Annotated in this window: 13 protein-coding genes; 5 read left to right on the top strand and 8 right to left on the bottom strand. The window is 72.4% G+C overall.

The genetic code is table 11. The features are described 5' to 3' along the window. The 4 genes from ABZ641_RS14390 to ABZ641_RS14405 all read right to left on the bottom strand — a co-directional run. The coding region (locus ABZ641_RS14390) for an amidohydrolase family protein (RefSeq protein ID WP_359981798.1) at positions 1–879 on the bottom strand (879 nt) is incomplete at its 3' end. Beyond that, positions 876–2,501, bottom strand: a complete 1,626-nt coding sequence (locus tag ABZ641_RS14395) for an acyl-CoA dehydrogenase family protein (protein WP_359981801.1) — start codon at positions 2,499–2,501, stop codon at positions 876–878. The genes ABZ641_RS14395 and ABZ641_RS14390, both read right to left, overlap by 4 nt. 82 nt (positions 2,502–2,583) lie before the next feature. After that, a complete protein-coding gene (locus tag ABZ641_RS14400) occupies positions 2,584–3,210 on the bottom strand; it encodes a TetR/AcrR family transcriptional regulator (RefSeq protein WP_359981803.1) in 627 nt (208 codons plus the stop codon). A gap of 162 nt (positions 3,211–3,372) precedes the next feature. After that, complete coding sequence (locus tag ABZ641_RS14405; RefSeq protein WP_359981806.1) at positions 3,373–4,212, bottom strand: serine protease; 840 nt, start codon at positions 4,210–4,212, stop codon at positions 3,373–3,375. A 139-nt stretch (positions 4,213–4,351) separates the two neighbouring features. On the opposite strand from ABZ641_RS14405, the gene ABZ641_RS14410 reads away from it, so the two are divergent. Beyond that, positions 4,352–4,654, top strand: coding sequence for a hypothetical protein (locus ABZ641_RS14410; protein WP_359981809.1), 303 nt, complete (start codon positions 4,352–4,354; stop codon positions 4,652–4,654). Positions 4,655–4,819: 165 nt separating this feature from the next. Here ABZ641_RS14410 and ABZ641_RS14415 read toward each other — a convergent pair whose 3' ends face one another. Beyond that, positions 4,820–5,443 carry a TetR family transcriptional regulator gene (locus ABZ641_RS14415; RefSeq protein ID WP_359981812.1) on the bottom strand — a complete coding sequence of 208 codons (624 nt, stop codon included), beginning with the start codon at positions 5,441–5,443 and terminating at the stop codon, positions 4,820–4,822. Positions 5,444–5,559: 116 nt separating this feature from the next. Here ABZ641_RS14415 and ABZ641_RS14420 point away from each other — a divergent pair, with 116 nt between their 5' ends. Both ABZ641_RS14420 and ABZ641_RS14425 read left to right on the top strand, forming a co-directional pair. After that, positions 5,560–5,715, top strand: a complete 156-nt coding sequence (locus ABZ641_RS14420; protein ID WP_359981815.1) for a hypothetical protein — start codon at positions 5,560–5,562, stop codon at positions 5,713–5,715. A gap of 39 nt (positions 5,716–5,754) precedes the next feature. Then, a complete protein-coding gene (locus ABZ641_RS14425; protein WP_344622713.1) occupies positions 5,755–6,024 on the top strand; it encodes a DUF4190 domain-containing protein in 270 nt (89 codons plus the stop codon). 70 nt (positions 6,025–6,094) lie between these two features. Here ABZ641_RS14425 and ABZ641_RS14430 read toward each other — a convergent pair whose 3' ends face one another. After that, entirely contained in the window at positions 6,095–7,990 is a 1,896-nt protein-coding gene (locus ABZ641_RS14430) for a ricin-type beta-trefoil lectin domain protein (protein WP_359981818.1), read from the bottom strand. A 277-nt stretch (positions 7,991–8,267) separates the two neighbouring features. On the opposite strand from ABZ641_RS14430, the gene ABZ641_RS14435 reads away from it, so the two are divergent. Then, a complete protein-coding gene (locus ABZ641_RS14435; RefSeq protein WP_359981821.1) occupies positions 8,268–9,479 on the top strand; it encodes an alginate lyase family protein in 1,212 nt (403 codons plus the stop codon). Between the two features lie 40 nt (positions 9,480–9,519). Here ABZ641_RS14435 and ABZ641_RS14440 read toward each other — a convergent pair whose 3' ends face one another. Continuing rightward, positions 9,520–9,993, bottom strand: coding sequence for a helix-turn-helix domain-containing protein (locus ABZ641_RS14440; RefSeq protein WP_344622710.1), 474 nt, complete (start codon positions 9,991–9,993; stop codon positions 9,520–9,522). Positions 9,994–10,078: 85 nt separating this feature from the next. On the opposite strand from ABZ641_RS14440, the gene ABZ641_RS14445 reads away from it, so the two are divergent. After that, the gene (locus ABZ641_RS14445) at positions 10,079–10,909 is read left to right on the top strand and encodes an alpha/beta hydrolase (RefSeq protein WP_359981824.1); all 831 of its coding nucleotides are present in this window, start codon (positions 10,079–10,081) and stop codon (positions 10,907–10,909) included. Between the two features lie 152 nt (positions 10,910–11,061). Here ABZ641_RS14445 and gcl read toward each other — a convergent pair. After that, the coding region (gene gcl, locus ABZ641_RS14450) for a glyoxylate carboligase (RefSeq protein ID WP_359981827.1) at positions 11,062–12,337 on the bottom strand (1,276 nt) is incomplete at its 5' end.

Below are 12,337 nucleotides of genomic sequence, written 5' to 3' on the forward strand. Positions count from 1 at the left end.
GCCCCCGGCCACCCCGAACAACCGCGCCGCGTTCCCCCAGCACACCGCCCGCAGCCACTCCTCCCCCAGGCCCAGCCGCTCCAGGGCGGTCAGCGCGTGCCCGTACCCGTACGGGATGTTGGGGAAGTCGGTGCCGTGCAGGATGCGGTCCTGCAGGTCGGTGAGGCGGGGCCGCAGGCCCGGCGGGAAGGGGGCCAGGCGTTCGGTGAAGTCGGTGAACGCCATGGTGGTGTCGAGGTGGACGTTCGGGTGGCGGTCGGCGAGGTCGAGGAAGTCGGCGTACTCGGGCAGGCCCATGTGCGCGACCACCAGGTGGAGCCGGGGGTGGCGGGCGAGGACGGCGCCGATCGGTCCGGGCCCGGTGTGCTTGCCGGGGGCGGGGCCGGAGCCGCAGTGCGTGACGACCGGGGTGCCGCTCTCGGCGAGCAGGCCCCAGACGGCGTCGAGCCTCGGGTCGGCCGGGTCGTACGCACCCACCTGCACATGGGCCTTGAAGACCCGGGCGCCGCGGTCGAGCGCCGCTTCGACGTACCCGGCGGCGCCGTCCTCGGGGTAGAAGGTGGCGGTGTGCAGGCAGTCGGGGGTGCGGGCGGCGAAGTCGGCGGCCCAGGCGTTGAGCCAGGCGGCCATCGCCGGTTTGTGCGGGTAGAGCATGGCGGTGAAGGCGCGGACGCCGAACTCCCGCAGGGTGTCGACGCGTTGCTGTTCGGCGTGCCGGTAGGCGATCGGCCAGGGCTGCCCGGTGAGCGGCCCGACCGCGTCGAAGTACGCCCACACCTTGTCGAGCACCTGCTCGGGCATGAAGTGGGTGTGCACGTCGATGAGGCCGGGCAGCCCCAACTGCTGCCAGAAGGCGCGGACTTCGTCGGTCTCGGTCACCGCCGGACGGCCCTGTCCAGGATCGCGGCGGTGTCGGTGCCGGCGGGCAGGGTGCCGAAGGCGAGTCCGTGGTCGCCGCCGAGCCGGGAGGCGCAGAAGGCGTCGGCGACGGCCGGGTCGCCGTACCGGACGAGCAGCGAGCCCTGGAGGGCGAGTGCCATCGACTCGACCAGCCGGCGGGTGCGGTACTCGAGGTCGGTGAGGTCGCCGAGTTGCTTGCGCAGGGCGGCGGTGGCGGCGTCGAGGCGGCGGTCGGCGCCCGCGGCGGCGTCGAGTTCGGCGAGGAAGGCGTCGACGCTGGCGGGGCGGCGGGCCATGGCGCGCAGCGCGTCCAGGGCGGCGACGTTGCCGGAGCCCTCCCAGATGGAGACCAGCGGGGCCTCCCGGTAGAGCCGGGGCATGCCGGACTCCTCGACGTAGCCGTTGCCGCCGAGGCATTCGAGCGCCTCGGCGGCGTGCGCCGGGCCGCGCTTGCAGACCCAGTACTTGGAGACGGCGAGGCCGAGGCGACGCAGCAGGGTCTCCTGTTCGTCGCCGGCGAGGGCGGCGTCGGTGGCGGCGGCGAGCCGCATCGCGACGACGGTCGCGGCCTCGGACTCGACGACGAGGTCGGCGAGGACGTTGCGCATCAGCGGCTGGTCGACCAGGGCGGCGCCGAACGCCCGCCGGTGGGTGGCGTGGTGGAGGGCGCGGACGGTGCCGTACCGCATGCCGGAGGCGGCGCCGATCGTGCAGTCGAGGCGGGTCATGTTGACCATCTCGATGATGGTGGGGACGCCGCGGCCCTCCTCGCCGACGAGCCAGCCGGTGGCGCCCTCGTACTCGATCTCGGCGGAGGCGTTGGACTTGTTGCCGAGCTTGTCCTTGAGCCGCTGGAGGCGGATCGGGTTGCGGCTGCCGTCGGGCAGCACCCGGGGCAGCAGGAAGCAGCTGAGTCCGCCGGGGGCCTGGGCGAGGGTGAGGAAGACGTCCGACATGGGCGCGGAGGTGAACCACTTGTGGCCGGTGAGCCGGTAGCTGCCGTCGGTGTGCGGGACGGCGGTGGTGGTGTTGGCGCGGACGTCGGAGCCGCCCTGCTTCTCGGTCATCGACATGCCGGCGATCAGGCCGCGCTTGGTACCGGGCTCGCGCAGCCCGAAGTCGTACTCCCGGGCGGAGAGCAGCGGTTCGTAGCGCTCGGCGAGGTCGGGGGTGGCGCGCAGGGCGGGCACCGCGGCGTAGGTCATGGAGATCGGGCAGGTGTGGCCGGCCTCGACCTGGCCCCAGACGTAGAACTTGGCGGCGCGGGCGGTGTGCGCGCCGGGGCGGTCGTCGGCCCAGGGGGCGGCGTGCAGGCCGTACCGGACGGCGGTGTCCATCAGCCGGTGCCAGTACGGGTGGAACTCGACCTCGTCGACGCGGTGGCCGTAGCGGTCGTGGGTGCGCAGGACGGGCGGGTTCTCGTTGGCGAGGCGGCCCCAGGTGTCGGCCTCCTCGGAGCCGGCGAGGCGCCCGAGTTCGTGGAGTTCGTCCTCGGCCCAGCCGGCGCCGGCCCGGTGCAGGGCGGCGAGCAGCGCCGGGTCGGCGGCGACGTCGTGGCCGTACGGGTCGGGGACCTGGTTGGTGACCTCGTGCGTCGGCATGCCGTCCTCCTGGGCGGGGGTCTGGGGGGTCTGGGGGGTCTGCGGGGTTTCGGTGCTCGAACGGTTCTGCGGGGCTTCGGGTTCAGCGGGTGGTGCGGGGCGGCGGCGCGGCCTCGGGGGTGCCGAGGGCGCGCAGCGCGAAGGCGGTGAGTGCGGGGATGGTGTCGCCCGGGTCGCCGCCGGCGGCGAGCGGGCCGACGAGGGCCTCGCCGATCGCGCCCACCAGCGCGGCGGCGGTCAGTTCGGCGTCCTGGTGCGGGAGTTCGCCGCTCTCGACGGCGTCGGCGATCTGCGCGGCAATGAGGTCGCGGAAGGCCCGGCGGAAGACCAGGCGTTCGGCGTCGACGACCGGGTCGGCGGGTTCGGCGAGCAGGGCGTAGGCGCGGCGGGGGGCCTTGAGCGCGCGGGCGGCGAAGGTCTCGACGACGGCGGCGACCCGGCGCTGCGGGGTGGACTCGCGTTCGACGGCCGCGGTGACGGCGGCGACCTCCCTGCCGACGACCGTGCGGAAGAGTTCGACGGCGAGGTCGGACTTGCCGGCGAAGTGGCGGTACATGGAGCCGGTGGCGATCCCGGCGCGTTCGGCGACGGCGGCGACCGAGCAGCCCGCGTAGCCGCGCTCGGCGAGCAGGGCGACGGCCGCCTGGAGCACGGCGGCGCGCTGGGCGTCGAGCCGGGCCTGGACGGCGGGGGTGCGTCGGTATGCCATGCCAAGCATTGAAGCACTGATTCACTGCTTCGAGAAGGGCGGCGCCGCCGGTTACGCCGGCCCGCCCGGGAACGCCGCGAGGGCCGCCCGCCGGTCGGCGGACGGCCCTCGGGGAGGGGGCGGCAGTTGGCTGTCGGGCCCTTGCGGGCGCGGACCGGCCTGCTACGGCTTGGGCAGCGCGCAGCCGGACCGGTTCAGGTCGAGCTTGTTGCCCGCGGCGAAGCAGGCGGGGATGAGGTAGGTCTCCTCGGCGTAGTTGATGCCCTTGCGGACGGTCACCGTGCCGTTCTGGTCGACCTCGCACGGGTTGTTCTCGGTGCACCGCTCGCCGTCCTCGTTGCCGGTGTTGTTCACGGCGACGACCTGGCCGGTGGCGGTGTCGACGACCGGGGAGCCGGACGTGCCGCCGATGGTGTTGCAGCTGGAGGTGTAGCGGACGGAGTCCTTCCAGGTCCAGCCGCCCTCCTTGAGCCGGTAGACGAAGCCGTCCACGCTGCAGGAGTAGATCTTCTTCCAGTACCCGGAGACCACCTTGATCGAGGCGCCGGCCGCGGGGTGGCTCGCCGAGAGGGTGAGCGGGGCGATGCCGTAGCGGGACTGGATGGCGGCGTAGGTGCTGGTCAACTGGTAGAGCGTCACGTCGGTGTCGGTCATCGTGCTGTAGACGACCTTGTTCGCGCGCAGGGTGCCGAGGCTGCCGCCGGAGGAGTTGAGCAGGGTGAAGCTGCGGCTGGACGAGCGGTTGGTGATCACCTGACCGGGCGAGGGCATGCCGGTCTCCAGGCAGTGGCCGTTGGTGAGCACCAGCGCGGGGTCGGTGGCGGCCGAGCCGGGCAGCCGGACGACCGAGCCGGAACAGTTGCTGAGCGCCACGGCGCCGGCGAAGTTGACGGCGACGGCTGCGGCGCCCTTGGTGGCGGCCGCGGCGGGGGCGGCACCGGCCAGCGCGGTGGCGCCGCCGAGCAGCAGGGCCAGGGACGCGCCGATGAGCGGCTTCTTCATGGGAGGGCCTCTCGGAGTGGGGGTCCTCCAAACCTGGCGTGTTCATGACGTCCAGTCAATATGCTTGTATGAATTACCGGTTACAACAACTGCCCCCTCAGGAGCCTCCGGAGCCGGGCCCACGCGGCATCCTGCTGCGATGAACGAGATCGAGGACGACCGGCCGCTGCCCGCCCGCGACGCCCCGCTCCGGGCGCTCTGGCGCGGCGCCGTCGACGGCTGGGCCGCCCCGGGCGCCCTGGAACGGCTGCCGGCGGCCCGCCGCCTGCTGGACGCCGGGGCCGACCGTGACGACCTGACGCTGCTCGCCCGGGCCGTCGCCTACGAGGCCGTCTTCACGACGCTGGAGGAACTCGACCGCGCGCGCCCCGCGGCGGGGCTGCACGAGGACCTGCTGACAGCCGATCCGAGCGGCCGCGACGGCCAGGACCTCTGGCAGTAGCGACCTGTTGGCCGCCCCGGGGGCACAGGGAAGGCCGACCACGGACAGGGGCACTGGGGGCACCTCCCGGCCGAAGGCTGGGGGCGGAACCGCGCAAGGCGGACGTGGAGAACGCACCGATCGGGCACCCCGGAACCGCACGGCCTTCCGCGCCCCTGCGGGATCTCAGCCCCCGTCGAGCCAGTGGCGGCGGCCGGTGGTGATCAGCCGCAGCTGGGTGCGGGCGGTACGGGCGATCCGCCCCTCCCCCGCCGGGCCGGCCTCCAGGAAGGCGGCGGCGGTCGCCACCATGTGCTCGACGTAGAGTTCGGCGAGCATCCGCACGTCCGCCCGGGACCAGCCCTCCGAGGCCGGCTGGGCGCCGAGACCGGCCGCCACCTCGTCGGCGAAGCGCTCGAACTCGGCGGCGATCGCCTCGCGGACGGCCCGCACCCCGCCGTGCCGCTCGCGCGCCAGGAAGCGGACGTGCGCCGGGTGCTCGCGCACATGGTCGGCGATCAACTCGACCGAGCGGTCGATGAGTTGGTCGGAGTCGCCGGACTCGGCCAGCACCCGGCGGATCATCCCGTGCAGACTGGCGAGCGACTCCTCGACCAGCACCACGGCGAGTTCGGACAGGTCGCGGAAGTGCCGGTAGAACCCGGCCGGCGAGAGCCCGGCCTCCCGGGTCACCTCGCGGACGCCGACGCCGCTGAGGTTCTGGTGCTCCAGCAGGCCGAGGGCGGCGTCGAGGAGGGCGCGGCGGCTCTGCTGCTTCTGGGCCTGGCGGACCCCGGGGGTGTGACTCACATCATTCAGTAAACAACCGTTTGCCGACTTTGGCGAGCCCCGAAGCGCGTACGATGGAGAAGTCGGCGAACAGTCGTACACCGAATCGGCCGCCGACCGGGGAGAGGACACCTGCCGTGAGCCTTCTGATCGTCATCGTCGCCATGGGCCTCCTCGCGGGGGCCGCGATCCACACCTCCATGCCGGTCTTCCTGACCGCCTCCGCCGCGATCGCGCTCTGGCTGCTCGCCTTCGGCGCCCGCGAGCGGATCGCCCGCGCCCGGCACCGCTGACAACCCGGCACCCTTTCGACCTCCCACCGGAGTCCTGCCATGGAACAGCTCGCCACACCCCGCACCCGCACCGCCGCCGACGGCGACCAGATGGCCGTCGCCTCCTTCCTGCTGGCCCTGCCGGGGCTGCTGCTCTTCAACCTGGTGCTCGGCCCGGTCGCGATCGTGCTCGGCACGCTCGCCCTGGTCCGCGGCACCGGCCGGCGCGGCCGGGCCCTGCTCGGCATCGCGCTCGGCGTCGCCGACCTCGCCGTCCTGGCGGTGGCGACCCTGGCCGGGCACGGCACCGTCTGGCAGCTCGGCGCCTGACGCAACGGCGACGCGCCCGGTCCTGCCCCCTGCGGCAGGACCGGGCGCGTGCCCGTGGACGACCGGCCCGTCAGGAGGTCGGGGCCGTCCACTTCTGGTTGGCCGCTCCGGTGCAGGTCCAGATCTGGATCCGCGCACCGTTGGCCGAGCTGTTGTCCGTCACGTCCAGGCACTTGTTCGCCGCCGGATTGACGAGGTCGTGCGTGGACGGGTTGTACGCCCACTGCTGGGCACCCGTCCCGTTGCAGTCGTACAGCTGGGTCTTGGCACCGTCCGCGGTCGAACCGGAGGCCACGTCCAGGCACTTGCCGAGGGCGCGGACCGTCCCGTCGGTGCCGACCGTCCAGTTCTGGGCACCGGTGCCGTTGCAGTCGTAGAGCTGCACGGCGGTGCCGTTGGCGGAGTTGGCGCCCGCGACGTCCAGGCACTTGCCGCCCAGGCCGGTGATCCGGCCGGTCGCGCCGCCGCCCCCGCCCTGGGTGCCGGCCCAGGTGAAGGTGGCGGAGGTCTTCGCGGGCAGGCTGTAGCTGAAGTTCTGGCCGCCCCAGACCACCCGGACGGTCTGCGCGCTGCCGCTGTCGTTGTACGCGATGAGCGCCTTGGAGCCGTCCGGGTTCTGCCAGGCGACGTTCGGCACCGCGGAGTTGGCGGTGGAGGCGATCCGGTAGGCGCCCGGCTTCACGAACTTGGTGAGGTGGCCCATGGTGTAGTACTCGACCGTGTAGTCCACCTGGCCGCTGCGGGAGTCGCCGTTGTGCACCGTGACCAGGCCGGTGCAGGTGCCGCAGCCGCCGTAGTGCGGGCCCATGTCCTGGTCGACGGCGAGGCTCCACTTGGTCATCGACCTACCCCAGTTGCGGGTGTAGTCGATGATGTTGCGCATGTCCTCCTGCTGCTGGTTGCCGATCCAGGTGCCGCCGGAGTGCTCGGTGTCGAAGGCGTCCACCGTCGGGTACTGGTTGTGCACGGTGGTCTGCGCCGAGACGTCGCCGCCGTAGCCGTGCCAGGCCATGCCGCCGAAGTTGGGGTGGGTGCGGATCGCCGCGTCGTCCATCACCGGCGCCGCGTAGCCGCTGTACTGGTCCCAGTTCCAGTCCAGGGCCAGGACCTTGGTCGGCAGGCCCGCACCGGCCAGCGCCGGCAGCAGGTTGGTCTTGGTGAAGTAGGCCAGGCCCGAGCCGTTCCAGCTCATCGACGGGTAGCCGGCGCAGCAGGTGGGCTCGTTCTGCACCGTCACGTAGTTCACCGGGACGCCCTGCGCCTGGTACGCCTGCAGGTACTTCACGAAGTACTGGGCGTAGGCGCCGTAGTACTCGGCCTTCAGCCAGCCGCCGTTGAGGTTGCCGCTGTCCTTCATCCAGGCGGGCGCCGTCCACGGCGAGGCCATGGTGGTGAGGGCCGGGTTGAGCTGCTTGGCCTGCTTGGTGAGCGGCAGCACGTCGGCCAGGTCGTGGCCGATCGTGAAGCCGTTCAGCGCCGGGTCGACCGAGCCCGCGGGCTGGTCGTCGTAGGTGTAGCCGTAGCGGGCCAGGTCGGAGGAGCCCATCGGGTTGCGCAGGAACGACAGCCCGATGCCCTCGGTCGGCGAGAAGAGCTTGCGCATGGTGGCGTCGCGGGTGGCCGCGCTCAGGGCGCCGCTGCTGTTCATCAGCCAGGCGGCGGTGTCGGTGAACGAGGCGCCGCCGCCGGTGAACTGCTGGTAGCGGGTGGACTCGTCGACCGAGATCAGCTGACCTCCGCTGCCGGAGCCCGAGTTGAAGGTGAACGCCGCCTGCTGGGCGAGCCCGCGGGTGACGTGCCGGCCGCCGGCGTCGTCGGTGGTCGTGAGCCAGACGTTCACGGTTTCGCCTGCCGCGTGCGCGCCGGGAGCTCCGGCCAGCAGGCCGGTCGCGGCCAGGGCGCCGGAGAGCAGCGCGGCGGCCGTCCGGCGCGTGCGGGCGGCATGGTGGGGTGGGGGCCAGGCCATGATCGGATCCGCCTTCGGTGTGGGGGTGGGTGGGACGGATGGGCGATGTACGACTGCCGGCCGGCGGTCCAGATTCAACTCCTGATGACTCATCACCGTCAAGAAGCTGGTCTGAACCAAATTCCTGTCAACTCATGAACACAGGAGAGCGATTGCCCGGTGATCATGTGCCACGAGTTGACGGAATGTCTGACAGGAAAGTTTCCAGTTGGCTTGACGTGGCCATCGCCGGACTAGTTGACTCCAGCTCCCGTCGCCCCCACCGACCGGAGGACCCATGCACCGTCGCCACCGCCACCGCCGCCGCCGGCTTCCCGCGACCGCCGCGCTGCTCGCGCTCGTCTGCGCGATACCCGTCGGCATCAGCGCGACCTCCCCCGCGCCGGCCGAGGCCGCGCCCACCGCGTTCGCCCACCCCGGCGTGCTGCTCTCCAAGTCCCAACTCGACTTCGTACGGGCCAAGGTGCAGGCCGGGGCGCAGCCGTGGAAGAGCGCCTACGACCAGATGCACGCCAGCAAGTACGCCTCGCTGAGCCGGACCCCCAAGCCCCGCGCGGTGGTCGAGTGCGGCTCGTACTCCAACCCCGACTACGGCTGCACCGACGAGCGCGAGGACGCACTGGCCGCGTACACCCTCGCCCTGGAGTGGTCGATCACCCGGGACACCCGCTACGCCGCCAAGGCCGTCCAGATCATGGACGCCTGGTCCGGCACGGTCAAGGACCACACCAACAGCAACGCCCCGCTGCAGAGCGCCTGGTCGGCCTCCACCTGGCCGCGGGCCGCCGAGATCATCCGCTACACCTACGGCGGCTGGCCTGCCGACAAGGTCGACCGCTTCGGCGCGATGCTGCGCAACGTCTACCTGCCGAAGGTGGTCAACGGCTCACGCTCCAACGGCAACTGGGAGCTGAGCATGACGGAGGCCACCATCGGCATCGCCGTCTTCCTCAACGACCGCACGGTGTACGACAAGGCGGTCGCGACCTTCCGCAACCGGGTGCCCGCCTACATCTACCTCGCCTCCGACGGCGCCCTGCCGAAGACGGTGCCCGGCAGCGGCCTCGACACCCGGGACGAGATCGTGAAGTACTGGCAGGGCCAGTCCACCTTCGTCGACGGCCTCACCCAGGAAACCTGCCGCGACCTCACCCACACCGGCTACGGCCTGTCCGCGATCGCCCACGTCGCCGAGACCAGCCGCATCCAGGGCCAGGACCTCTACCCGGAGGTCGCCGACCGGCTGCGGCACGCCCTCGGCTTCCAGTCCAAGTACGAACTGGGCACCACCGTCCCGTCCTGGCTCTGCGGCGGCAGCCTCTCCCAGCACATGGGCCCGGTCACCGAGGTCGGCTTCAACGCCCTGCACAACCGCCTGAGCTACGGCATGGACAACACCCAGAAGCTCACCGAGCAGCGCCGGCCCGCCGGCACGGACAACCTGTTCACCGCCTGGGAGACCCTCACCCACGCGAACAACCCGTCCTGAGGCCAACCCGTCCTGAGGCGCGCCCGGAACGAAGCCGCCCTCACCCCCGGCCGGCCGGACCGGCGTCCCGCAGCCGCCGGACGGACTCGGGGGTGAGGTACCGGCCGAGGACGTCGAGGGCGGCGAGCACCTCGGCCAGTGCGGCGGGGTCGTCGGTGCCGAGCGCGGCGGCGACGGCCGGGTCGACGGGTGCGGCGGCGGCCAGGGCCGAACGCTCGGAGACCTCGGCGGCCTTGCGGACGAGGGAGCGGCGCCGGTCGGCCGGGTCGGCCTCCGTGACGACCGACCCGGCCTCGCGGAGCCGGGCGACGCAGCCGGAGACCTGGCTCTGCGGCAGACCGGTACGGGCGGCGATCTCCCCGACGGCGCTGCCCGGGTGTTCGACGATGTCGCCGAGGACGACCAGCACGGCACGGGTGCCGGTGGACTGCGGGCCGATCCCCGCGGTCGGGATGGCCTGCTCGCCGATCTTCATCAGGGTGCGGCCGAGGGTGACGAGTTCCAGTCCGTTCACCGCCCCAGACTACATCCAGGCAGATGCATCGCAGATATATACATCTCTCTTGATGCATCTCTTCTGATGCTTTACGGTGACAGCCATGACCACCACCTCCCTGCTCCCCGTCCCCGGCGCCCTCCTCCACCACCAGGTCCGCGGCAACGGCCCGCTGCTCCTCGTCGCCCAGAGCGGCGAGGGGGACGCCGACCGCAGCCGCGACCTGGTCGACCGGCTCGTCGACGACTTCACCGTCGTCACCTACGACCGCCGCGGCCTCTCCCGCAGCACACCCGACGACCCGTCACGCCCCGTACCGATGGCCACCCACGCCGACGACGCCCACCGCCTGCTGACCGCACTGACCGACCGGCCCGCCCTGATGCTGGGCTGCAGCTTCGGCGCCGCGATCGGGCTCCACCTGGCCGCGCGCCACCCCGGGGCGCTGCACACGCTGATCGCCCACGAGCCCGCCGTCCCCGAACTGCTGCCCGCCGCGGAACGCGCCGCCACCGAAAGCGAGTTGCGCGCCGTCACCCGCACCTACCGGGACGAGGGCTGGCTCGCGGCCGTCCGCCGGGTCACCGCCGTCCTCGGCATCGACCCGCACCACCAGGACACCGAACCGGACGTCACCGCCGAACCGATCACCGAGGCCCGCGCGGCGAACTTCGCCGGCTTCCTCACCCGCGACATCGACACCATCCTCGCCGGCGGCCTCGCCCCCGCCGACCTCGACGCCCTGCGCGACGGCCCGACCCGGATCGTCCCGGCCGTCGGACGCACCACCCCGCACCAGGTCTTCGACCGCCGCTGCGCCGCCCTCCTCGCCGACCACCTGGGCACCACCCCGGCCGAATTCCCCAGCGGCCACAACGGCAACCTCACCCACCCCCGCGCCTTCGCCACCCGACTGACCTCGCTGCTCGGGTGACCACTTCAGGAACGCGCGGGCCCCCTGAACCGACCGTCCGAGCGCCTCTGAAGGCAGCTCCCGGCCCCTGCCCACGGCAGGACCGCCCGGGCGATCGGATCGCCCGGGCGGTCCCGGAGGGTGATGCGGGTGGATCGGGGGGTCCGGCCGGGTCAGACGGCGAGGGGGCGGACGGCGGTCGGGGCGTGGCCGGGCTCGGTGGCGAGTTCCTCGAACTCGACCACGCTGGCGATGTCGGTTCCGCTCATCGCGATGTTGGTGACCCGCTCCAGGATCGCCTCGACGACGACCGGGACGCGGAACTCGGCGGCGAGCTTCTTCGCCTCCTCGAAGGCGGGCAGCAGCTGGTCCGGCTCGGTGACCCGGATCGCCTTGCAGCCGAGGCCCTCGGCGACCTTGACGTGATCGACGCCGTAGACGCCCAGCTCCGGGGAGTTGAGGTTCTCGAACTCCAGCTTGACCTGGAAGTCGATGTCGAAGTTCCGCTGCGCCTGGCGGATCAGGCCCAGGTACGAATTGTTCACCAGGACGTGGACGTAGGGGATCCGGTGCTGGGCGCCGACCGCCAGCTCCTCGATCATGAACTGGAAGTCGTAGTCGCCGGAGAGCGCGACGACGGGGGTCTCCGGGTCGGCGGTGGCGACGCCCAGCGCGGCCGGGATCGTCCAGCCGAGCGGACCGGCCTGGCCGCAGTTGATCCAGTGCCGCGGCTTGTAGACGTGCAGCATCTGCGCGCCGGCGATCTGCGAGAGGCCGATGGTGGTGACGTACCGGGTCTCCGGGCCGAAGGCGCGGTTCATCTCCTCGTAGACGCGCTGCGGCTTGAGCGGCACGTCGTCGAAGTGGGTGCGGCGCAGCAGGGTCGCCTTGCGCTCCTGCGCGGAGGCGGCCCAGGCGCTGCGGTCCTTGAGGGTGCCGTCGGCGCTGCGCTCCTTGGCGACCTCGACGAAGAGCTCCAGGGCGGCGCGGGCGTCGGAGGCGATGCCGTAGTCGGGGGCGAAGATCCGGCCGATCTGGGTGGGCTCGACGTCGACGTGCACGAAGGTGCGGCCCTTGGTGTAGACGTCGAGGTTGCCGGTGTGGCGGTTGGCCCAGCGGTTGCCGATGCCGAGGACGAAGTCGGACTCCAGGAAGGTCGCGTTGCCGTAGCGGTGCGAGGTCTGCAGGCCGACCATGCCGGCGTTCAGCGCGTGGTCGTCCGGGAGGGTGCCCCAGCCCATCAGGGTCGGGACCACCGGGACGCCGGTGAGTTCGGCGAACTCGACGAGCAGGTCGGAGGCGTCGGCGTTGATGATGCCGCCGCCGGCGACGATCAGCGGCCGCTCGGAGGCCAGGTGAGCCGCCGGCGCCGGACGTACTCCGACAGCGGGATCCCGGCGAGCGCGGAGAACATCCGCCGCAGGTGGAACTCGGACGTCCACGCGATGC

This window comes from Kitasatospora sp. NPDC007106 (assembly GCF_040634455.1).
Lineage (GTDB): Bacteria > Actinomycetota > Actinomycetes > Streptomycetales > Streptomycetaceae > Kitasatospora > Kitasatospora arboriphila.

Excerpts from the sequence above, each read along its gene's own strand:
- ABZ641_RS14400 (WP_359981803.1), bottom strand. The coding sequence starts at position 3,210 with ATGGCATACCGACGCACCCCCGCCGTCCAGGCCCGGCTCGACGCCCAG.
- ABZ641_RS14445 (WP_359981824.1), top strand. The coding sequence starts at position 10,079 with ATGACCACCACCTCCCTGCTCCCCGTCCCCGGCGCCCTCCTCCACCAC.
- ABZ641_RS14430 (WP_359981818.1), bottom strand. The coding sequence starts at position 7,990 with ATGGCCTGGCCCCCACCCCACCATGCCGCCCGCACGCGCCGGACGGCC.
- ABZ641_RS14425 (WP_344622713.1), top strand. The coding sequence starts at position 5,755 with ATGGAACAGCTCGCCACACCCCGCACCCGCACCGCCGCCGACGGCGAC.
- ABZ641_RS14395 (WP_359981801.1), bottom strand. The coding sequence starts at position 2,501 with ATGCCGACGCACGAGGTCACCAACCAGGTCCCCGACCCGTACGGCCAC.
- ABZ641_RS14410 (WP_359981809.1), top strand. The coding sequence starts at position 4,352 with ATGAACGAGATCGAGGACGACCGGCCGCTGCCCGCCCGCGACGCCCCG.
- ABZ641_RS14435 (WP_359981821.1), top strand. The coding sequence starts at position 8,268 with ATGCACCGTCGCCACCGCCACCGCCGCCGCCGGCTTCCCGCGACCGCC.
- ABZ641_RS14405 (WP_359981806.1), bottom strand. The coding sequence starts at position 4,212 with ATGAAGAAGCCGCTCATCGGCGCGTCCCTGGCCCTGCTGCTCGGCGGC.